At 62.4% G+C, this 20,839-nt stretch carries 16 protein-coding genes; 5 read left to right on the top strand and 11 right to left on the bottom strand.

Translation table 11 applies throughout. The features are described from left to right. Positions 1-3 precede the first annotated feature (3 nt). The 10 genes from REH59_RS24300 to yaaA all read right to left on the bottom strand — a co-directional run bounded on the left by REH59_RS24300 (position 4) and on the right by yaaA (position 14,432). Positions 4-1,461 carry an MBOAT family O-acyltransferase gene (locus REH59_RS24300; RefSeq protein WP_014592311.1) on the bottom strand — a complete coding sequence of 486 codons (1,458 nt, stop codon included), beginning with the start codon at positions 1,459-1,461 and terminating at the stop codon, positions 4-6. Positions 1,462-1,659: 198 nt separating this feature from the next. Continuing rightward, the gene (locus REH59_RS24295; protein ID WP_014860708.1) at positions 1,660-2,763 is read right to left on the bottom strand and encodes a mannuronate-specific alginate lyase; all 1,104 of its coding nucleotides are present in this window, start codon (positions 2,761-2,763) and stop codon (positions 1,660-1,662) included. Between the two features lie 8 nt (positions 2,764-2,771). Continuing rightward, positions 2,772-4,211, bottom strand: coding sequence for an alginate O-acetyltransferase (locus REH59_RS24290; RefSeq protein ID WP_014860709.1), 1,440 nt, complete (start codon positions 4,209-4,211; stop codon positions 2,772-2,774). 13 nt (positions 4,212-4,224) lie between these two features. Next, positions 4,225-5,784: a mannuronan 5-epimerase AlgG gene (gene algG, locus REH59_RS24285; RefSeq protein WP_003251754.1), complete on the bottom strand. Its 1,560-nt coding sequence runs from the start codon at positions 5,782-5,784 to the stop codon at positions 4,225-4,227. A gap of 22 nt (positions 5,785-5,806) precedes the next feature. After that, positions 5,807-7,285 carry an alginate export family protein gene (locus tag REH59_RS24280; RefSeq protein ID WP_265536550.1) on the bottom strand — a complete coding sequence of 493 codons (1,479 nt, stop codon included), beginning with the start codon at positions 7,283-7,285 and terminating at the stop codon, positions 5,807-5,809. Continuing rightward, a complete protein-coding gene (gene algK, locus REH59_RS24275) occupies positions 7,282-8,715 on the bottom strand; it encodes an alginate biosynthesis TPR repeat lipoprotein AlgK (protein WP_014860713.1) in 1,434 nt (477 codons plus the stop codon). The genes REH59_RS24280 and algK overlap by 4 nt, the downstream gene beginning before the upstream one ends. Positions 8,716-8,725: 10 nt before the next feature. Beyond that, a complete protein-coding gene (locus tag REH59_RS24270; RefSeq protein ID WP_014860714.1) occupies positions 8,726-9,892 on the bottom strand; it encodes a PilZ domain-containing protein in 1,167 nt (388 codons plus the stop codon). A 37-nt stretch (positions 9,893-9,929) separates the two neighbouring features. Further along, positions 9,930-11,411 carry a glycosyltransferase family 2 protein gene (locus tag REH59_RS24265; protein ID WP_128573713.1) on the bottom strand — a complete coding sequence of 494 codons (1,482 nt, stop codon included), beginning with the start codon at positions 11,409-11,411 and terminating at the stop codon, positions 9,930-9,932. Between the two features lie 86 nt (positions 11,412-11,497). Beyond that, complete coding sequence (locus REH59_RS24260) at positions 11,498-12,814, bottom strand: nucleotide sugar dehydrogenase (RefSeq protein WP_004577139.1); 1,317 nt, start codon at positions 12,812-12,814, stop codon at positions 11,498-11,500. 838 nt (positions 12,815-13,652) lie between these two features. Next, positions 13,653-14,432, bottom strand: a complete 780-nt coding sequence (gene yaaA, locus REH59_RS24255) for a peroxide stress protein YaaA (protein WP_014860716.1) — start codon at positions 14,430-14,432, stop codon at positions 13,653-13,655. Between the two features lie 137 nt (positions 14,433-14,569). On the opposite strand from yaaA, the gene REH59_RS24250 reads away from it, so the two are divergent. From REH59_RS24250 to moaE, 5 genes are all read left to right on the top strand, one after another. Continuing rightward, positions 14,570-15,697 carry a polysaccharide deacetylase family protein gene (locus tag REH59_RS24250; protein ID WP_014860717.1) on the top strand — a complete coding sequence of 376 codons (1,128 nt, stop codon included), beginning with the start codon at positions 14,570-14,572 and terminating at the stop codon, positions 15,695-15,697. Positions 15,698-15,978: 281 nt separating this feature from the next. Continuing rightward, complete coding sequence (locus REH59_RS24245; RefSeq protein ID WP_003251772.1) at positions 15,979-17,373, top strand: PhoH family protein; 1,395 nt, start codon at positions 15,979-15,981, stop codon at positions 17,371-17,373. Positions 17,374-17,568: 195 nt separating this feature from the next. Further along, the gene (gene moaC, locus REH59_RS24240; protein ID WP_003251775.1) at positions 17,569-18,039 is read left to right on the top strand and encodes a cyclic pyranopterin monophosphate synthase MoaC; all 471 of its coding nucleotides are present in this window, start codon (positions 17,569-17,571) and stop codon (positions 18,037-18,039) included. Then, a complete protein-coding gene (moaD, locus tag REH59_RS24235) occupies positions 18,039-18,284 on the top strand; it encodes a molybdopterin converting factor subunit 1 (RefSeq protein ID WP_003251777.1) in 246 nt (81 codons plus the stop codon). Before moaC ends, moaD begins: the two co-directional genes overlap by 1 nt. A gap of 2 nt (positions 18,285-18,286) precedes the next feature. Then, positions 18,287-18,733, top strand: coding sequence for a molybdopterin synthase catalytic subunit MoaE (gene moaE, locus REH59_RS24230; protein ID WP_014860718.1), 447 nt, complete (start codon positions 18,287-18,289; stop codon positions 18,731-18,733). A 573-nt stretch (positions 18,734-19,306) separates the two neighbouring features. On the opposite strand, the gene rhlB is transcribed toward moaE, so the two are convergent. Continuing rightward, a complete protein-coding gene (rhlB, locus tag REH59_RS24225; RefSeq protein WP_010952422.1) occupies positions 19,307-20,749 on the bottom strand; it encodes an ATP-dependent RNA helicase RhlB in 1,443 nt (480 codons plus the stop codon). Positions 20,750-20,839 lie beyond the last annotated feature (90 nt).

Here is a 20,839-nt window from a genome sequence, read left to right as displayed (position 1 = left end):
ACCTCAGAACTGGAAGTAAAGGAACGGCGAGTAGCTTTGCGCCGAAAGCTTGAGGATCGAGGCGACGAACAGCAGCAGGATCAGTGCGCGGGTCATCACCCGGGTCCAGTCCAGGCCGATCGAGCCGTCAGCGTTGACCTGCACCGGGGTCGCCTTGGGCGTCGGCCTGGCATTGCGGTAGAAGTCGCGCAAGCCGAAGAACGCCAGGGTGAGGTAGGCGATAACCAGGGTGGCTACCTGCAGGCCGGTGAGCTGGGCACGGTTGAGCTCCGACAGCTGCCAGTCACCGAAGCTGAACATGGCGCCGTACATGCGGGCGGCCACCTGCAGGTTTTCGGCGCGGAAGATCACCCAGCCGACCACCACCAGCAGGAAGGTGAAGGCCCACTTCACCGGGTTGAAGCGCTGCGGGTTGGTGTCGAGGCCCAGCGCGCGCTCGATGGCCAGCCACATGCCGTGCCAGGCGCCCCAGATGATGTAGGTGAAGTTTGCACCGTGCCACAGGCCGCCCAGCAGCATGGTCAGGAACAGGTTGCGGTAGGTATTGAAGGTGCCTTTACGGTTACCGCCCAAGGTGATGTACAGGTAGTCGCGCAGCCAGGTCGACAGGCTGATATGCCAGCGCCGCCAGAACTCGGTGATCGACTGGCTGATATAGGGCTGCTTGAAGTTTTCCATGAAGCGGAAGCCCATCATCAGGCCCAGGCCGATGGCCATGTCGCTGTAGCCGCTGAAGTCGAAGTACAGCTGTGCGGTGTAGGCCAGGGCGCCGAGCCAGGCATCGCCCGTGGTGGGGTTTTGCAGGGCGAAGCAGTGGTCGGCGACCACGGCCAGGGTGTCGGCGATGAACACTTTCTTGATGAAGCCCTGCATGAAGCGGGTGCAGCCTTCGGAGAACTTGTCCAGCGTGTGGGTACGGTTGTTGAACTGGTCGACCAGGTCCTTGAAGCGCAGCACGGGGCCTGCGATCAGGTGCGGGAAAATCGCCACGAACGCTGCGAAGTCGATCAGGTTGCGGGTAGCCGGGGTGTCACCGCGGTATACGTCGATGATGTAGCTGATCGACTCGAAGATGTAGAACGAGATACCGATCGGCAGCAGCACGTGGGTCAGAATGAATGGCTCCAGGCCAAACGACGTCATGATCGCGTTCAGGCTGTCGACGCCGAAGTTGGCGTACTTGAAGTAGCCGAGGATCGCCAGGTCGACACCCACGCCGAGCAGCAGCCAGCGCTGCGCCGGCTTGGTGCGCACACCGGCGGCACCGACTTTCAGGCCGATCCAGTAGTTCCACAGGGTGACGCCGGCGAACAGTGCCAGGAAGTCCACCCGCCACCAGGCGTAGAAGATGTAGCTGGCGACCAGCAGCAGCAGGTTGCGATAACGTTGCCCGCTCAAGTAGTACAGGCCGAGGAAGATCGGCAAGAACAGGAACAGGAACACGTTGGACGAGAAGACCATCCCGGTTCTCCTAATTTGTTCACAGCATCCAGGGCAAAGCGCCCCCCAAACCCCCCAGTGCAAGACTGGAAGGCAACTTAGATTCCTGTGGGAGCGGGCAAGCCCGCGAACAAGGGCGAAGCCCTTGCCATGCACCGCGGTGGCTTCTTAGCGGGCATGCCCGCTCCCACAGGTTCCGCCCCCGCAATGGGGGTCAATTCATTTCTTGCTCTCTGCACTCGGGTCGTAGACCCGGGTCACATCGCCCCCCAGCCGGAAGCTGTTGAACGGCTGCATGTCGTGCTTGCGCTCAAGCGTGTCGCCGACGCAGTGGTACAGCGCACACCAGGGCTCGAGCCAGGAGTACTTGCTGTCGACCTTGAGGTCGGTCATGTCCTGTTTCTTGCCCGCGCGCGCCTTGAAGTGGCTGGGATCGCGGGCGCCGGCCAGCACGCCTTCACCCAGGCGCTGCAAGGCGAAGTTGTTCTCGGCGCGCAGGTCGACGCCATTGGCCTGGGCGAAGCTGGCAATCATCGCCAGCGGCGGCAAGGCGTAGTTGTGATAGGCCAGCGCGCGCTGCTTGCGCTTGATTTCGTTGGGCAGGAAGCCTTGGTCATCCACCTGGTTGGCGCCCACCTTGTATTCCTTCACGGCCCAGTCGAACAGGTCGCGACGGTCGGTGGCGACGGCGGTAGCCATGACTGACCAGGCCGCCCAGTAGCTGTGGTTGTTGATCTTCTCCAGCGGCAGGTCGCTCCAGTCACGCACAGTCTGCTCGGCCAGGCGGTTGAGCCATTTTTCGATCAGGTCGGCCTCGGCCTGGTGTGCGGCCAGCGGCTGCGAGTTGGAGAATTTCAGCCGCAACCATGAACCGCTCATGCTGCCCAGCGCCCATTTGCGCATCGACTTGCCGGTATGGTTGTAGTCGGTGGACAGCAATGCACCGGCGCGTGCCCAGGTACCCAGCCAGGTCAGGGTGCAGTCGAGTTGCGCCGGGCGGCCGTCGCGCATGTACTGGCCGACCATCTTGCTCACGCCTTTCTCCAGCGTGGTGATGTCTTCGGTCGACGTGCGGAAGGCTTTTTCCGAGGCTGCGTTGAGCGTTGCCCGTGCCTTGTCCGAGCCTTCGTACTTGCTGCGAAACTGCAGCGGGCCGGTGTATGGCTTGGGCGCCGCTTCGCAGCGGAAGTTACCCTCACCGGTCTTGAGCTTTTCGATCCCCTGGTAGTAACCCTGCGGCGGTACCAGCGCGGCGTGCGCGGCACCGCCAAACAAGGCCAACGCGAGCAGGGCGGGGCTGGAAATTCGCTTGAAAATGGTCATGGGTCGCCTCACTGGCCAGCCTGCGCGGTCTGCGCAGGCACGGCGAAGTTGTTGCGTTTGCAGAGCTTGGCTTCGACCTTCTGGGTGCCGCTTTCCGGCCCTTGTACCTCGAACGCCAGCAGGCTCTGGCTGGCCCAGTCCTCGTCTTCGCGCATCTGGAAGACGAAGCGGCCGTCGGTGTCGGAGGTTTCCGGTTTTTCCAGCTTGATGTCCTCATGGCGGCCGTTGAGGTACCAGAGGGTGGCCTGCAACACCTTCACCGAGGGGTCTTCGAACTTGACGTCCATCTGCAGGTTGCGGTTGATCAGGTCTTTGATCACGCCGCCCTTGCCGTTGACCATCAGCTCGTTCTTGCCAGGCTTGAGGGTGGTGCTGGCGCTCATCAGGGCTGGGCGGTCGTCGCAGCCGTCGTCGAGCAGGCCAAGGATTTGCCGCCAGATGGTTTCCTGGTCCAGGCGGTACAGCGGGGAGAATTCCCAGATCAGGATCTTCGGCGGGTTCTTCTGGAATTCCTCGCTGCCCAGGTACTGGATCATCGACCCTTCCAGGCCGCCGCCTGGGAAGGCGACGTTGAGCACGTCGGCGCCGATGTATTGCTCGAGGAAGCCCGAGAAGTTGTAGTTTTTGCCGCTGTGGCTGGTACCGACCAGGGTGATCTGCGCATTGCCGCTGTCACCGAACAGGTCGTCGCCACCGCTCGAGCCTTTCGGCTCGGTGGCGAACTGGTCCATGTACTGGACGGCGTAGCTGGTGCCGCACAGTTGGCCGGCAACGTTGTGCAGGGTGCCGGTCTTGCCCATGCGCCCGGACTTCTTCGTCTCGAATGCCTTGCGTGGGATGCCTTCGAAGGCCGGCATCTTGTGCACGGTGTCGGCCACGATCTTCGCCGCGCGCTCGGCCCCGTACGGCGTCCAGTGCTGGTCGCCACGGAAGTAGAAGTCCTTGCCCTGGTCAGCGGCGGCCAGTTGCTCGTTGGTCAGCGGTGACAGGTCGGGCACGTTGTAGCCCATGCTGGCGAAGCGCTTGAGCATGGCCTGGTAGTTGCCCAGGGCCTTCTGGTAGTCGAACGCGGCTTTTTCGGCCGGGTTGAGCATGTTGCGGTTCACCAGGCCGCGGGTCGGCTGGTACACCACCACCAGTTCCACGCCACGTTTCTTGAACGCGTCGTGCACTTGCTGCAGGCGTTTGTAGCCGGCTGGGGTGGTGTTGAACTCGGTGCGCAGGTCTTCGCGGGTGCGGAACAGCCAGTCGCCCTGGGCCTGCACCAGCGTGGTGAAGTTTTGCTGATAGCGGGTGGTGTAGCGGCTGGCATCGTGCGCTTCAGGGCACAACTGGCAGCAGGGCTCGGCGTTGAAGGTCGGGGCCTTGACGTCTTCGGCGCGCACGCCCTGGCTGATTGCCAGAAGGGCGGCGGACAGGCCCAGCAGTTTCATCAGGTGTGGAGTCATGGTCTGGGCTTCCTTAATCGATCATTTCGGTCTGGCGTTCGACCGGGTCGATCAGCACAGCCTTCTGCTGGCGTACCAGCAGGTCGAGGATTTCGTCCTGGCGCTCGCCCAGCACGCCATTGAGGCTGATGCCGCTGGCCTTGCGCGGGGCGAGCATGGACACCTTGTACAGCTCGACCGACAGCGGCGAGTCGATCGACAGCGGGCCGGAGCCGTTGGCCGACAGCTCGCCACCCACCACGATCAGCGACACCTTGGTGTCGAACGGGTCGAGGGCGATGTCGCGGTCGGTGTCGGACAGGTCCTTGATGTGGCCGTATACGCCGACCAGGCCGTTGGCCATGGCGACGTTTTCGTACAGGCGGATGTTCACGCTGTTACGCACGCGGATGCCGTGGCGGCGGTTGTTGACCAGCTTGTTGCCCCAGATCAGGTTGTCGCCGCTTTCGTACAGGGTGATGCCGTCGGTGTGGTTGCGGTAGATCTCGTTGTAGGCCACCAGGTTGTTGACGCTGTTACGGTCGATCACCACGCCCGAGAGCTTGTTGTCGTAGCTCTTGTTGTTGATGATCCAGCTGTCGTTGACCTCACGCGAAACGATGATGCCGTGCTTCTTCTTGGTGCCGTACACCGTGTTGCCGGCGATGATCAGGCGGTGCGAACGGTCGTGCGGGTCGATGCCGTAGACGATGTTGTCGCGGTAGGTGCTGTCCTTGATCACGAAGTCCTGGGTTTCGTAGCAGTAGAAGCCGTACCACATGTCGCTGAACTCCGAACCGATGATCCAGCCGGTGGGCTCCGGGCGGCCCATGCGCTTGGCCATGTTCGGCGTGTACTGCGAGATGCTCACGCCATACGACTTGGACTTGGCGTAGCCGAAGCTGGCCATCTTCGTATTGACGATGTAGGTCTCGGTACCGCCCCACGACAGCAGGAACGGGCGGAATTCCTTGGGCGAGCGGAAGGTCGCCGGGCCGTTGTCCTTTTCCCGCCAGCCGGTCACCTGGGTGTCGGTTACGAACAGCTTGCCGTCATTGACCAGAAATGCGCCGCCCTCCTGGGACAGGCGCAGCTGTTTGACCTTGCCGTCGATCTCGAGGATGCCCTTTTGCCCGACCACGATCGGCAGGCGTGCCAGGTAAACCCCAGGCTCGACTTCGCTGAAGTACTGTTTGGGTACCTTCTTGCTCAACTCGGTCAGGTCGACATGGCCGTCATCGACGAAGATCGCCTGCGGGATGCCGTGCTGGCGCTGCACCCACTCGGCGGCCTTGTTGTCGCCGCCGACGAACTCCTTGAGGGTGTCCTCCTGGAACATACGGCGCAGGCTGACCTTGCCCTTGTGGCGGCGGTCGATTTTCTTCTGCACCGCCTCGGCCGTGAAACCGGTGAGGTCGGGCAGCTTTGGCGGGTCCATCTGCAGCGGCTCGATCGGTGCGCTGGCCACCGTATAGGTCTTGGCCTGCTGCAGCTCCTTGGCTATCACCTGGGGCTCTGCGGCAGTGGCCAGGCCGCTTGCCAGCAGCAAGGCACTGGCCAACAGGCTGTGACGTAAGTGCGGGTGAAGGTTCATCACGGTCAGTCCCCTACCGGCCTCAGAAGCGCCAGATGACGTCGACGAAGGCGCGGTGCATGTACGAGTCCGCTTCCTTGCCGTAGGCGTCGCCCGGCTTGAATACACCGGCACGCAGGCGCACCAGGGCTGACGGCTCGTCGATGGCCTGGCTCATCGAAGCCGGCAGCAGGCCTTGCTTGAAGTACTTGGTCACGACCACGTCCATTTCCTGGCCGAGGTCTTTTTCGCCATCGACCAGCGGGCGATTCACGCCGTTGTCGTTGACCACCGCGTTGATGCCACTGGAACCGATGTTCTGGTTGCCATCGACCCGCCAGAATTTGTGGTAGATCAGGCTCGCGTCATAGTCGTCACGCAGCTGCCACGAAGCGAACAGGGTGGCGGCCTGCAGGTTGCCCAGCTCGCCGCGGAACGCTTCGCCGAAGCGGTGCACACGCGAGCGGGTGCCGGTGAAGTTGGAGCGGTTGCTCTCCAGGCCGGTCTGCTCGAAGTTGTTCGAACCGTCATCGCCGCCGCCGCCGCTACCGCGGGCGTACGCGGCGCCGACCTGCCATTGCGGGTCCAGACGCAGGCGGATACCGAGGTCGGTTGCCCAGGCGTTGACGTCACCGCTCTGCTTGCCGGTGGCGACCTGGTTGTCACCCACCTGCTGGGTGCTCAGCTTGTCGCGGTCACCGGTCAGCCAGGTGACGCTGCCCCAGTAATTCACGGTGTGGTCGTTGCGCCAGTTGTAGGCGTCGCTGTTGGCCTCCAGGCCCAGCCAGGTAAGGTCGCCAGTGCGGGTCTTGTCCAGCGCGTCGACCGTTTCGCCGGGGCTCTTCAGGCTGCCGCTGTCATGTGTGTGGTGAGCGCGCAGGCCAACCCAGTGGCCAGGAGTCCACTGCGTGGCGACGTTGCCGTAGATGTGGGTGCGGTCCTTGTCTTCCGGCGCCAGTTCGGTGAGGTCGGTGCGGTATTCGCTGAAACGCTGGGCGACGCCCAGGTCGGCCTTGAGCAAGGTGGTATCGAAGCTCCAGTTCAGCGCTTCGATGTTGGTATCGCGCCACATACCATCGTCGCTGCGCAGGCGCTGGCGACCGAAGCGCAGTTGCTCGCCTGGGTAGGCGGTAAGGCCGCTGTAGCCGACCCAGAACTCGCGCATGGCCAGGTAGCTTTTGTCTGGTTGACGGCTGTCGTCGCCGGTGTCGGTGCTGGTGCCATCGTCGTTCTGGCGCAAGGTGTCGGTTTCGATGGTGTCGGTCGCAGCGACCGCCTGGCCCATGGCGTAGGCACTCCAGTTACCGCGCTCGCCGTACACCCACGGGCGCAGATCCAGGCCTAGGCCGTTGACGTCGCCGCCAGAGCGGGTGCCCAGGTCACGGTCGTCTTCCGACTGGCCGGTGATTTTCACGTCCAGGCCGAAGTTTTTTTCAGCGGTCATTTCCGCCAGGGTCGGGCAGGACCACAGCAGGGCGAAGCTCAGGCCGATGCCGGCTTTCACGAAGGGATTGAGCGTCATAGCGAGTCCTCACCGTCTACTTCTTTTTCGTCGTCTTGCAGGGCTTCGAGGGCCAGGGTGCTATTCGCGCCCTGCGCCAGGCTGCCGCGTGCACGCTTTTCCTGGTCCAGCAGTTGCTGGGCCTGGTTGCGCTGATCAGGTGTCAGTTGCTGGTCGAGCTGCTGCAGCAGTTCGGCTGATTGCGGCGTCGGGTTGGCCTGCGACAGCTGGGCGAACACCCAGGCGTTGCCCGGTTGCGGGCGGATGCCGTGGCCCTCGCTGAACAGCTGAGCCAAGGCATAGTCGGCGCTGTTCTGCCCGCCACGGGCGGCGGCCAGCAGGTGGTCGACGGCTTTCTGCGGCTCGACATTGCCCAGGTAGCCGCGGCGGTAAAGCTGGCCCAGGTAGTAATGGGCGCTGATCTCACCGGCTTCGGCAGCGGCTTCCAGGTGCTGCTCGGCTTTTTGAGCGTCGGCTGGCAGGGTTTTGCCTTCGTAGTACAGGCGGCCCAGCAGTAGTTCGGCGCGTGGCTGTTCAGCTTCGCGGCCTTTGTCGATGTAGGCCATCAACTGGTCGGTGTCGCCCAGTTCGGGGAAGTCGTATACCAGCTGTGCCAGGCTGACCCAGGACGCCGGGTTGGCCGGGGCTACTTGCTCGAGCAGGTCCTTGGCGGTTTTTTCGTCGGTCTGGCCAAGGCTACGGTCGGCCAGCACGCGGGCCACGCTGTCAACACGGGTGGCCGGCACTGCGCCACGGGCGTAGGCGGCCTTCAGTTGGCCGAGCAGGGCGGCTTGCTGGTCGGCCTGGCCGCGTTTCTGGTACACGGTGGCCAGTTCGACGTAGCAGATGTCGGTGCTGTTGAGCGCCGCCTTGCAGATCTTTTCCACTTCGCCCAGGTGCTGGTCATAGGTGCCCTGGGTGCGGTACAGCAGCACCTGGGCCAGGCCCGCTTCCGGGTTGCCGGCGGCGCGCCACTGGTCGATCTGCTGCTGCGCGTTGACCTTGGGGAAGCTCTGCGGGTAGCTGAGGTAGAGCATCGCCAGTGGGATCAAGGTGTTGCTTTCGCCTTGACTGGCCGCTTGCTTGAGCAGGGTCTCTGCTTCTTCGCGCTCGGCCTGGGTGCTGTCCGGCTTGGCCACCAGCAGGCGGCCAAGGCGCGCCTGGGCGCGTGGCGACGTGGCGGCTGCAGCGCGATAGGTGGCTTCGGCTTCCTTGATTTGCGAGGGGTCGCGGGTGGCCACCTTGATGTCCGCAAGGCCGACTTGCGCTTCGCTGTAGCCCAGGTCGGCCAGCGCCTTGTAGTTGCGCTCGGCCAATGCCGTGTCACCGCGCTTCATGGCCTCGTTGGCCAGGCGCTGGTCGGGCAGGCCGGCACAGCCGGCCAGGGTGATGGCGGCGGCGAGTGCACACAATCCCAGGTTCACGCGGACCTTGTAGGTATCAGAGATCATTGTCCGTCCCTCACAGGCCACGGGCCACGGCTTTGTCGATCAGCCAGTTCAGCGAGGGGCCACGGTCGCTGTTGACCGAGGCCGGGCGGCCGGCCAGTTCGGCGGGCAGGCCGCTGTCTGGCTTGATCTGCACGCGGATGTCGGAGGACAGGTCTTCGCTGTTGAGGCTGGCGCTGCTGACGATCTGGCCGGTGCGCACTTCGTCTTCGCCGGCCACCTGGAAGTTGACCCGGGTACCCGGCTTGACCTCGTCGAACTGGCGGTAGCTGAAGCGCGCCTCGACCATCGGGTTGGTGGTGCGTGGGATCAGCTGGAAGATCGGCTGGCCCTTGGCGGCGTACTGGCCGTCGTCCACCAACTGGCGCGCGACCACGCAATCGCAGGGGCTGGTGAGGGTGCCGGACAGTTGCTTGCCGAACAGCTCCTCGATCTTCGCCGGCTCCAGCTGTGCGTCTTCAAGGTTGCCCTTGAGCATGTCCAGCATGCTGGTGGTGAAGCTGGCCAGTGGCGCGCCCTTGGCGATCTGCCCACCGCTTTCGACCAGGCTGCTTACGGTACCGTCGCGCGGCATGGTGACGTTGGTGGTCGGCACTGCGACCACACCGGCTTCGGCGTGGCTGACGAAATACATGCCATACAACGATTTGGCGACGAAGCCGAAGGCCGCAACGCCGACCACGAACACGCCCAGTGTGACGGTGACTGCCTTGAAACGGCCGAAGGCGCTAAGGCCCGCCCCACCGTCCTTCTGCTTGCGCGCCTTGGTGAAGTTGTCACGCTGCAGGGTGCTGAGTACGTCGCCGATGCTGATCAGCTCACCCGACAGGTGGCTGGTGATGATGTGCCGCAACGTGGCGATGTCGCGAGGTTCAAGGTTCTGGAACTGCGCACCGATACGGCCATTGTCCGGGTTGTACGAGCGCACCTGGAACTCGATGTCGATCGACAGGCCCAGGTTGTCGACCACGAACTGCAGGCGCCCGCGCAGCACATCGCCCACCGACTGCGGTTGCTTGGCGTGGAAGCTCAGGCCGCCGGCAGAAAGGTCTTCGACCTTGACTTCGTGGACCTGGCGCTGGGCGTCCAGGAACCGCAGCTTGGCGGGAATGCGTACCCGGGCGTGTTGGCGCTGGGCTTCGGACTCATGCACGACATTGACGTTCACGGCGGTATTCATGGTGGTTTGTTCCTGTTAGATCCGATCCGGGTTGGGCTCACACGACCATGAACAGCACAGCAACGAAGATGCTGGCAGCCGAGAAGGTCATGGTCCGCGAGGACCAGGTGTTGAACCATTGTTGAAAGCTGGCGAGGTCACGCTTGAGGGCAGTGGGCTGACGCGTCCACGACTGCTTGTCGAGGCGGAAGAACACGTAGATCTTCATCAGCGCGCCGATGATCTGGTTGTAATAGAGAATCAGCGGGTAGGCCGGGCCTACGTTGTGGCCTGAGCACAGCAGCATGATGGTGAGGATCAGGCGCGTGATGCCGATCCACAGCAGGTACACCAGCAAGAAGGCCATGCCGAACTTGAGGCTGGCGATCACCGCCACGGTCAGGCCCAGCAGGCTGGTCCACATCGACACGCGCTGGTCGAACAACACGATGCTGGTGAACAGCCCCAGGCGACGCAGGCCAAGGCCCAGTGCCCGTGAGTTCTGCCGCAGGTTGTTGCCGTACCAGCGGTACATCAGCTTGCGGCTGGCCTTGAGGAAGCTTTTTTCCGGCGGATGCTCGACCGTGTTGATGGCGGCGTCCGGCACGTAGAAGGTGTCGTAGCCCAGCCGCATCAGGCTGAACCAGCTGGACTTGTCGTCCCCGGTAAGGAACTTGAAGCGGCCCAGGCGCCAGTGCATCAGCGAGTCGCTTTCGACGTCGGCGATGAACTCGGGGTTGGTCACCACACTGGCGCGGAACATCGACATGCGCCCGGTCATGGTAAGCACGCGCTTGGACAGGGCCATCGAGCACATGTTGATGTGGCGCTGGGCGAAGCGCAGCTTGTGCCACTCGCTCATGATGTAGCCGCCACGCACTTCGCAGAATTCATTGGTGGTCAGGCCGCCCACATTGGGGAACAGCTTGAACCACGGCACGGTCTTGCGTACCACGCCGTCGGCCAGCACGGTGTCACCGTCGATTACCGCCACCACGGCGTTGTCGTCCGGCAGCATGCGCGAGATGGCGCGGAAGCCGTAGGCCAGGCCATCGCGCTTGCCGGTACCGGCGATACGCACGATGTCCAGCTTCACGTGGGCCGGCGGGTTGTACTTGGCCCACAGGCTCTTCACCAGCAGTTCATCGGACATTTCCACCAGCGAGCAGACCACGGTGGTGGGGAAGCCGCAGTTGATCGCCTCGCGGATCACCGAGCTGTACACCTGGGCGGTGGTCAGCGCTTCGATACGGAAGCTGGTGACCATCAGGTAGACATGCGACGGGTCGGTGGCGTTACCCATTTTCTGCACCTTGCGGCGCAGGTACGGATACACGCCGTAGAGGAAGATCATGCCGCGGATGAAATGGGTGGCGCCCATGGAGTAGCGCCAGATGCCGACTGCGCCGACCAGGAAGATGAAGTGCTTCGACTGCGAGTCGAAGATATCAGCTGGCAGGGCCAGGGCGATCAGCATGAGCAGGCTCATGTAGAGCAGCCACCCGGCGCACTGCAACAGCACTGTCTGGAGCCTTTGCATGTTCAGCATCCGTCGAGAATTCGGGAAAGGGTGGGCAGCGAGGAGGCGGCTCTTGTCGAGTGCCTCATCGCTGCCCGGCCGGGCACTTACCAGCAGATGCCTTCGGTACGGGCGGTAGTGCTGGTCGGTTTGTTCATGAAGCCGACCAGGTCGATCACCTGCTTGCCGGCTGGCGCTTGCAGGGCCAGCGCACGGAACTGCTCGTCACGGTTGCCGAGGACGATGATGTCGGCGTTGTCGATCACCTGCTGCAAGTTGGCGTTGAGCAGCGACGACACGTGCGGGATCTTCGACTCGATGTAGTCCTTGTTGGCACCGTGAACACGGGCGTACTGGACGTTCTCGTCGTAGATGTCCAGCTGGTAGCCCTTGCCGATCAGGCGCTCGGCCAGTTCCACCAGCGGGCTTTCGCGCAGGTCGTCGGTGCCGGCCTTGAAGCTCAGGCCCAGCAGGGCGACCTTGCGCTTGTCGTGGGCTTCGATCAGCTCGAAGGCGTTCTGCACCTGCGATTCGTTGCTGCGCATCAGCGAGTCGAGCAGCGGTGCCCGCACGTCGAGGCTGGCGGCGCGGTAGGTGAGGGCGCGTACGTCCTTGGGCAGGCAAGAGCCGCCGAAGGCGAAGCCAGGGCGCATGTAGTACTGGGACAGGTTGAGGACCTTGTCCTGGCAGACCACGTCCATCACCTCGCGGCCATCGACGCCCACCGCCTTGGCGATGTTGCCGATTTCGTTGGCGAAGGTGACCTTGGTGGCGTGCCATACGTTGCAGGTGTACTTGATCATCTCGGCCACTTCGATCGGCTTGCGGATGACCGGAGCGTCGAGTTCTTCGTACAGGGCCTGGAGGATGTCACCGCTGGCGCTGTCCAGTTCGCCGATGACCGTCATCGGTGGCTGGTCGTAGTCCTTGATGGCGGTGCTTTCACGCAGGAATTCCGGGTTGACCGCCACACCGAAGTCGACACCGGCCTTCTTGCCCGAGCAATCTTCCAGGATCGGGATGACCACGTTCTTGACGGTGCCAGGCAGCACGGTGCTGCGCACCACGATGGTGTGACGGCGGGTGGTGTCACGCAGCACGTAGCCGATTTCGCGGCATACCGACTCGATGTACTCCAGGCCCAGGTCGCCGTTTTTCTTGCTGGGGGTGCCCACGCAGATCATCGACACATCGCTGGCACGGATGGCTTCGGCGAAGTCGGTAGTGCCGCGCAGGCGGCCATTGGCGATGCCCTGTTGCAGCAGTGCTTCCAGGCCAGGTTCGACAATGGGCGACTTGCCCTGGTTGATCAGGTCGATCTTGGTGCTGGACACGTCCACACCGATCACTTCATGGCCACGCGCCGTCAGGCAGCCTGCACAGACTGCACCCACATAACCCAAACCAAAGATGCTGATACGCATCGCTATCACCTCATGTGTTTATCACGCCGACGCCTCCGCAGAGAGCCGGGCTGGGTTGATTAACAACAGTTTTCGGGCGCACGGATCCATGGCGAATGCACACTTCGCCGAGCGCAGGCAAAATAAATCCGGAGCGCAAAAAGTTATGCGCTCAAAGTTGGCACTCAATAGCCATTCATTAAAAAACGTGCCCTGAAATGCAGCCGTCTTTATTGCAATGCGCTACTTGGCGCGTTGCTGTGCTTGTTTTTTCAAGTGAATAAATCCTTTGAAATCAACCACTAGGACGATTTGTAAGGGACGCGTCTCTCCTGCATGGACAAGGTCTTCGGGGGGTTCCGTGATACCTGTCGAATTTCTCATGGCGGGCAGTGGATACCCGCCGCTGTCATCTGTAAGTCATCTCTCACAGCCCGTAGGCAGGACAATCGTTACGGCACTATGAGCGATTGCCTTTGGTAGAAGTTCCGGAGCCGGTTTCGCTCGAATGAAAGATTTCTAAATATTTATTCAGTTGCGGACAGTTTCAAATTGATAGCACGCGGGTGTTTCACCCCCGTGTATGAAGGACGTAACTGTTGCGAGATATTTTTATGCCAGCATCTGAAAAATTTTTTCAGAATTCGTCAAAAAAGGTATGAACGGTCTTATGTCGTTTGGCGATAAAGGTGGGCGTGCTGGATTTTTGGCGTCGGATTAATGGCGTTATGGCGGTTTGCAGCGTGCCCTGTTGCAGGGCAGAGAGGGGGGGCAGAGCTGCTGGCCTCTTCGCGGGTGAACCCGCTCCTACAGGTAGCGCATTACCTGTAAGAGCGGGTTTAGCCGTGAAGGGGCAGGGTCACTCCGAGGGGTGATCGCGCAGGAACACCAAATGGTCCGGCTTGGACTGCTCGGCACTGTAGTAGTACCCCTGAGCATCAAACTGCTTGAGCTGTTCCGGGGTGCTGATGCGCTGTTGGATGACGAAGCGGCTCATCATGCCGCGGGCTTTCTTGGCGTAGAAGCTGATGATCTTGTACTGGCCGTTTTTCTGGTCCTTGAAGTCGACGTTGATCACCCGGGCCTTCAGTGCACTGCGTTTCACTGCACTGAAATACTCGTTACTGGCCAGGTTTAACAGCACGTCATCGCCTTGGTCGGCCAGGGCCTGGTTCAGCCATTCGCTGATGCGCGTGCCCCAGAAGGCGTACAGGTCCTTGCCGCGGGCGTTGGCCAGCTTGGTGCCCATCTCCAGGCGGTAGGGCTGCATCAGATCGAGCGGACGCAGCAGGCCATATAGGCCCGAGAGCATGCGCAGGTGGTCCTGAGCGTAGCTGAAGTCGTCGTCACTCAGGCTCTCGGCATCGAGGCCGGTGTACACGTCACCCTTGAACGCCAGCAACGCCTGCTTGGCATTGGCCGGGGTGAAGTCTGGGGTCCAGCTGCCAAAGCGCGCCGCATTCAGGCCGGCGAGCTTGTCGGACAGGTGCATCAGCTCGCTGATCTGCGCTGGCGACAGTTCGCGCAGTTGCTGGATCAGGGCCTGGGATTCATCCAGGTACTGGGGCAGGGTGAAACGCTCGGTCACTGGCGGGGTGTCGTAGTCGAGGGTCTTGGCGGGGGAAATCACCGTCAGCATCGGGTCGGCTCCTGGCATCGTTGGCCGAGGATTCTACGGGGTGGGCGGTACAAGTCCAAACTATGGCGACGATAGTCACAGCCCATGGTCGGCGCAGGCGCTATAGTTCGCGTTTTGCCGTTGCGGAGCCTTCCACTGTGCGCATTGCTTCTGCCTTGCTGGCCGGCCTGCTGAGCCTGGCCGTGCAAGCCGCCCCTTCACCTCAGGTCAGCCTGGACCGCAGCCTGTGGCCCGAACAGCTGGACAGCCCGGCGCTGTTCGACGTGGCTTCTCGGGCAGAAATCCTGTCGTTCGCCCAAGTGCTGCACGAAAGCGAGTTGCTGGATGACGCAAGCCTGGCGGCCCGGCTGGGGCTGCGGCAGATCAACCTGCAGAAGGTGCGCCAGGTTCGGGCGCGCATGTGGCAGCGGTTGTGGGAGGGTTATCAACAGGCGCAGCGCAGTTGTGAGCAGGATGCATCATTCTGCTACCCGGTTACGTCCATGGCGGAGTTGCGTACACAAGCGGCGACGTTCGCTGCCGATGTCGGTGCGTTCTATACCGGCTGGATCGAGCCGAGCCACCAGTTCCATGTCCGCTACCTGGACGAGCAACTGCGCAAGGCGGCGTTGCTGCCGCAGACCAGCAGCGAAATCGAGCGGTTGTCTTCGCGTGAGCGCAAGGGTGACGAACTGAACGACCGCATGTTCCTGCTGACCTTTGTCGGCGGGCCCGGGCCCGAGGGGGGCAGTACGGATCTACTCACCGATTACCTGCGCCGGCAAAAGCTCGAAGGCACGTTCTTCACGCTCGGTAACCGTTTGCAGCAACGCCGTGATGGCGCGGCGGCAAATGCCTTGCGCCAGCTCTATGGCGGGCAGTGCGTGGGTATCCAGGGGTGGGAATACCGCTCCCATGCGCAGTGGACCGACTGGCAGGATTCGCTGCGGCGCAGCCAGGCGCGGGTGCAGGCTGATCTGCCCGAGCAGTATGTGCCGCTGTTCCGCCCTCCTTATGGCCAGCGCCGGGCTGACGGCGAAGCGTTCATGGCCCGCCAGCAGTTGCGGGTATCGTTGTGGGACATCGATGCCCAGGATGACGGTGCATTGAGCGCAGAAGCGTCCGCACAGCGCGTATTGACCCTGATGCTGTTGTGGCGCAAGGGCGTGATCCAGTTTCATGACAGCCTTCCCAAGGCGCAGCCGGCGGTGGAATGGTTGCTGCGCAATACCGCGCAAAGCGGCATCGGCTGGGAGGATTGCCGGGAATATGGATACCGCGAATAGAGGGTATGACTTTTGAGCGTAGTCCCCTCTGACGCTGGCGCCAAGGCCTCTTCGTCAATCGGAAAAATAAACTTCAAAAATGCGTAAAAATGCTTTTTTCGGTCATGGTTTTTGCGGTATGAAGAAACCAGACAGCCGATTCCTGCAGCACAGGTGGCGTCATCCAGGCCCACCTAGCCAGGTTCGCTTCCCGCCCGTAACAACGCGGATACGGGAACAGCGGCAGTCACTCTGCGGCGTAACAGACCACGCCGTGTGGCTTCGACATAAGGTGACCGAGTATGGATGACCAAGGACGCAACCCTTCCTCCAGCAAGCCAATCCTGTATGTGCTCGATACCAACGTCCTGATTCACGACCCTAACGCGTTACTGAACTTCGAGGAGCACCATGTCGCCATCCCGATGACGGTGCTGGAGGAACTCGACAAGCTCAAGACCGGCAAACAAAGCATCGCCGCCGAATGCCGGCAAGCCATCCGCCTGATAGACCAGACCCTCGGTGACGCTTCGCCCAGCGATGTCGAGCAGGGCGTACCGATCCAGCGCAACAAGAGCGGCCCCAAGGGGTTCCTGTCCATCCTGATGACCCCGCGCAACGAGCCGAACAAGCTGCTGCCGGAAAACCTCAACGACAACATCATCATCAACCAGTTGCTCGAAGTCCGGGCCCGGCGCACCGACCTGGACGTCGTGCTGGTCACCAAAGACATCAACATGCGCCTGAAGGCGCGCGCTTGCGGTATAGCGGCTGAGGACTACAGCACCGACCAACTGGTCGATGACGTGTCCTTGCTGTCCAAGGGCTACCATTCGGTCACCGGCTCGTTCTGGGACCGCGTGAGCAAGGTCGATACCCGCCAGGAGCGCGGCCGCACCTGGCATCGGGTGCAGATGATCGACAACCTGCCAGCTGTGCACGTCAATGAGTTCATCATCGATGAGCAGGGCTTCGTCGGGTGGATCAAGGGCATTCGTGACGACGAACTGCTGCTGCTCGACCTGCACCAGGAGCCGTTGCTGCACCAGGAAGCCTGGGGCCTGAAACCACGCGACATTCACCAAAGCCTGGCGCTGTTTGCCCTGCTGGACCCGGATATCCACCTGGTGAACCTGACCGGCGCCGCCGGCTCCGGTAAAACCATCCTGGCACTGGCTGCGGCCATCGAGCAGACCATGGTCAGCAAGCGCTACCGGCGCATCATCGCCACCCGCAGCGTGCAGGGGCTGGACCAGGAGATTGGCTTCCTGCCGGGTACCGAAGCAGAGAAGATGGAGCCGTGGCTGGGCGCCATCACTGACAACCTCGAAGCTTTGCACATGGATGACGAAAGCACCCATGGCAGCGTCGAATACATCCTTGAGCGCGTGCCGCTGCAGTTCAAGTCGCTGAACTACATCCGTGGCCGCAGCTTCCAGCAGAGCCTGATCCTGATTGACGAGTGCCAGAACCTGACGCCGCACCAGATGAAAACCATCATCACCCGTGCCGGCTCCGGGTCCAAGGTGGTCTGCCTGGGCAACCTGGCGCAGATCGACACCCCCTACCTGTCCGCGACCAGCTCGGGCCTGACCTACCTGACCGAGCGCTTCAAGGACTTCCCCCACGGCGTGCACATCACCCTGCAGGGCGTGCCTCGCTCGGTGCTGGCCGAGTACGCCGAGTCTCATTTGTAAACCCTGTAGCCGGGCAGATTACTGCCCGGCCTCTTCGTGGACACGCCCGTTCACAGGATCTCCACTTGATGCGAGGCCATGGAGCTCCTGTGGGAGCGGGCGTGCCCGCGAAGAGGCCAAACCTGCCGACACATACCTCTGCTCAAACCTGACCCACAGGTTTACACTGCGAAATCCCTTCACAGGAGCAGAGCAGTGCTGACACATCTTGATTCCCAGGGGCGGGCCAACATGGTCGACGTCACTGAAAAGGCCGTGACCGAGCGCGAGGCTACCGCCGAGGCGCGGGTGCGCATGTTGCCGCAGACCTTGCAGATGATCGTCGACGGTGAGCACCCCAAGGGTGACGTGTTCGCCGTGGCGCGCATTGCCGGGATACAGGCGGCGAAAAAAACCAGCGACCTGATTCCGCTGTGCCACCCGCTGATGCTCACCAGCGTCAAGGTCGAGCTCAGCGCCGAGGGGCAGGACGCCGTGCGCATCGTCGCCCGCTGCAAGCTGGCCGGGCAGACCGGTGTGGAGATGGAGGCGCTGACCGCCGCCAGCGTGGCCGCGCTGACGATCTATGACATGTGCAAGGCTGTGGATAAAGGTATGGTCATCGAGCAGGTGCGCCTGCTGGAAAAACTCGGTGGCAAGAGTGGCCATTACAAGGTGGAGGCGTGATGAAGGTCAAGGTGATGTACTTCGCCCGTTACCGCGAACTGTTGGGCGTGGATGCCGAGCGGGTGGAGGGGGCGTTCAAGGTGCTCGATGATGTGCGTCAGGCCTTGGTTGCCAAGGGCGGGCAGTATGAAGTGCTGGCCGAGCAGAACCTGATGTGCGCGCGCAACGAAGAGCTGTGCAAGCTCGATGAACCGCTGGAAGAGGGCGATGAAGTGGCGTTCTTCCCACCGGTGACCGGAGGCTGAACATGGCTGTACGAGTGCAGGAAGGCGCGTTCGACCCGGGGGCTGAGACCAATGCCATGCATGCAGCCAATGTGGGCGTGGGCGCGGTGGTCGGTTTTGTCGGCTATGTGCGGGATTTCAACGATGGCCGCGAAGTGGCGGGGATGTTCCTCGAACACTATCCGGGCATGACCGAAAAGGCCCTGGCCAAGATCGTGGTCGAGGCCGAGCAGCGTTGGCCGCTCTTGAAAGTGGAGGTGCTGCACCGCATCGGTGCGCTGGAGCCGGGCGAACCGATTGTGTTCGTGGGGGTGGCCAGTGCCCATCGGCAGGCGGCGTTCGATGCCTGCAACTTCATCATGGACTACCTGAAGACCCGGGCGCCGTTCTGGAAGAAGGAGAATACCCAGGAAGGGCCAAGGTGGGTGGAGGGGAAGGAAAGTGACCAGGATGCGGCGGGGCGCTGGTAATCAAGGCGCCACCGGTCGCCTGTAGGAGCGGGTTTACCCGCGAAAGGGCCGGCCCTGCTGGCCAATCTCCACCCGCCGTTCACCGTTGCCGCCACTACCGTATTCGCGGGTAAACCCGCTCCTACAGGGGGGACCCTGTGTCGCGAAAGGGCCGCGTGGCGGCCCCCCTACAATCTCCGCATCAAAGCCGACATCCCGGGGCCGCTGCGCAGCCCAATCGCGACACAAGGCCGCTCCCACAGATTGATCGCGTGTAGCCCGCTGAAGGTCAGTGACGATACGAGTCATCTTCACCAGCAAAGCTGATTGACACACCACTGGATGGGTGGAGGGGAAGCAGAGTGACCAGGATGCGGCGGGCCGCTGGTAATCAAGGCGCCGCTGATCCTTTGTGGGAGCAACTGTCTTGCTCAATTTCTGAAAGCTGGCGCCGTGTGGGAGCGGCCTTGTGTCGCGAAAGGGCCGCGTAGCGGCCCCCGACAATCTCCGCATCAAAGCCGAAATCCCGGGGCCGCTGCGCGGCCCAATCGCGACACAAGGCCGCCGCCACAGGGCGCATGTAGCCTGCTGAAGTCAGTGATGCTTGCGCGGCACCGGCTTGAGCAGTTCATCCGGCGGCATCTCGCACTTGATCTTGCGCCCCAGCAGCGCTTCGATCGCCGGCAGCTGATACGAGTCATCCTCACCGGCAAAGCTGATCGACACACCACTGGTGCCGGCACGGCCGGTACGGCCAATGCGGTGCACGTAGTCGTCAGGGTCTTCCGGCAGGGTGAAGTTGATCACGTGGCTGATGCCATCGATATGGATCCCGCGCCCGGCCACGTCGGTGGCCACCAGCACGGTGATGCGCCCTTCGCGGAAGCTCTCCAGGGTTCGGATACGCTTGTGCTGCGGCACGTCGCCCGACAGCTGGGCCGCATTGATACCGTCGCGTACCAGCTTTTCCTCGATGCGCCGCACTTCGTCCTTGCGGTTGGCGAACACCATCACCCGTTCCCACTTGTTCTGGGTCACCAGGTTGTACAGCAGTTTGTACTTGTCGCTGCCGGCCACCGCATACACGTGCTGCTCCACCGTTTCGCTGGCCACGTTCTCCGGCTCGATCTCGACGATGGCCGGGTTGGTGGTCCACTGCTTGGCCAGGTTCATCACATCGTCGGTGAAGGTGGCGGAGAACAGCAGGGTCTGGCGCTCGCTTTTCGGCGGTGTCTGACGAATGATTTGGCGGACCTGGGGGATGAAGCCCATGTCGAGCATGCGGTCGGCTTCGTCAAGCACCATCACCTCGACCATGTCCAGGTGCACTTCGCCACGCTGGTTGAAGTCCAGCAGGCGGCCCGGGGTGGCCACCAGGATATCGCAGTGGCGCGCTTCCAGGGCTTTGAGCTGCTTGTCGAAGTCCATGCCACCGACGAAGCTCATCACGTTCAGGCCGGTGTACTTGGTCAGGGCAGCGGCGTCCTTGGCGATCTGCACCACCAGCTCGCGGGTAGGGGCGATGATCAGCGCGCGCGGTTCGCCCATGTAGCGCTCTTTAGGCGGTGGCGTCTGCTGCAACTGGGAAATGATCGAGATCAGGAAGGCGGCCGTCTTGCCGGTGCCCGTCTGGGCCCGGCCGATAGCGTCCTGGCCACGCAGGGTGTAACCCAGGACCTGCGCCTGGATTGGCGTGCAGTACGGGAAGCCCAGGTCGTGGATGGCGTGCATCAGCTCGTTGGACAGCTTGAAGTCGTGGAAGCGGGTTTTGCCTTCCTGCGGCTCGACCACGAAGTCTTCGGGCTTCCACAGGCTGGCCTGTGGCTTGGGCTTGCGTTCGCGGCGCGGTTTGTCCTTGGCCGGTTGATCGGCAGGTGGCGTCGCGGCGGCAGGTTGCTCAGCCTTGGGGGCGGGGTTGGCATGGGGTGCGGCCGGTTTTGCCGCGGGCCGGGCTTCCGGCGTCACGCTGGCAGCAGGAGCGGCGGCTTGTGGCGCGGCCTCTCCCTTGCCGAATATTTTTCTGAGTGCTTTGAGCACGGTCGTCTCATCAACTGATTAAGGAATGTACGCCGGGCAGTGTAATGCAAGATCCGGGCGCGGCGTAGCGGAATACGCCCACAACTACAA

Origin of the sequence: Pseudomonas sp. BO3-4, assembly GCF_034044115.1 — a bacterium.
Lineage (GTDB): Bacteria > Pseudomonadota > Gammaproteobacteria > Pseudomonadales > Pseudomonadaceae > Aquipseudomonas > Aquipseudomonas alloputida.
The sequence above is the reverse complement of the archived record's forward strand: the minus strand, read 5'-3'. Positions and strand labels throughout refer to the sequence as shown.

What these genes read in the sequence shown, in the direction of transcription:
- REH59_RS24245 (WP_003251772.1), top strand. Translation starts at nt 15,979, where the DNA reads ATGGATGACCAAGGACGCAACCCTTCCTCCAGCAAGCCAATCCTGTAT.
- moaE (WP_014860718.1), top strand. Translation starts at nt 18,287, where the DNA reads ATGGCTGTACGAGTGCAGGAAGGCGCGTTCGACCCGGGGGCTGAGACC.
- yaaA (WP_014860716.1), bottom strand. Translation starts at nt 14,432, where the DNA reads ATGCTGACGGTGATTTCCCCCGCCAAGACCCTCGACTACGACACCCCG.
- REH59_RS24300 (WP_014592311.1), bottom strand. Translation starts at nt 1,461, where the DNA reads ATGGTCTTCTCGTCCAACGTGTTCCTGTTCCTGTTCTTGCCGATCTTC.
- algG (WP_003251754.1), bottom strand. Translation starts at nt 5,784, where the DNA reads ATGAACCTTCACCCGCACTTACGTCACAGCCTGTTGGCCAGTGCCTTG.
- REH59_RS24280 (WP_265536550.1), bottom strand. Translation starts at nt 7,285, where the DNA reads ATGACGCTCAATCCCTTCGTGAAAGCCGGCATCGGCCTGAGCTTCGCC.
- algK (WP_014860713.1), bottom strand. Translation starts at nt 8,715, where the DNA reads ATGATCTCTGATACCTACAAGGTCCGCGTGAACCTGGGATTGTGTGCA.
- REH59_RS24270 (WP_014860714.1), bottom strand. Translation starts at nt 9,892, where the DNA reads ATGAATACCGCCGTGAACGTCAATGTCGTGCATGAGTCCGAAGCCCAG.
- moaD (WP_003251777.1), top strand. Translation starts at nt 18,039, where the DNA reads ATGAAGGTCAAGGTGATGTACTTCGCCCGTTACCGCGAACTGTTGGGC.
- REH59_RS24295 (WP_014860708.1), bottom strand. Translation starts at nt 2,763, where the DNA reads ATGACCATTTTCAAGCGAATTTCCAGCCCCGCCCTGCTCGCGTTGGCC.
- REH59_RS24265 (WP_128573713.1), bottom strand. Translation starts at nt 11,411, where the DNA reads ATGCAAAGGCTCCAGACAGTGCTGTTGCAGTGCGCCGGGTGGCTGCTC.
- REH59_RS24260 (WP_004577139.1), bottom strand. Translation starts at nt 12,814, where the DNA reads ATGCGTATCAGCATCTTTGGTTTGGGTTATGTGGGTGCAGTCTGTGCA.
- REH59_RS24290 (WP_014860709.1), bottom strand. Translation starts at nt 4,211, where the DNA reads ATGACTCCACACCTGATGAAACTGCTGGGCCTGTCCGCCGCCCTTCTG.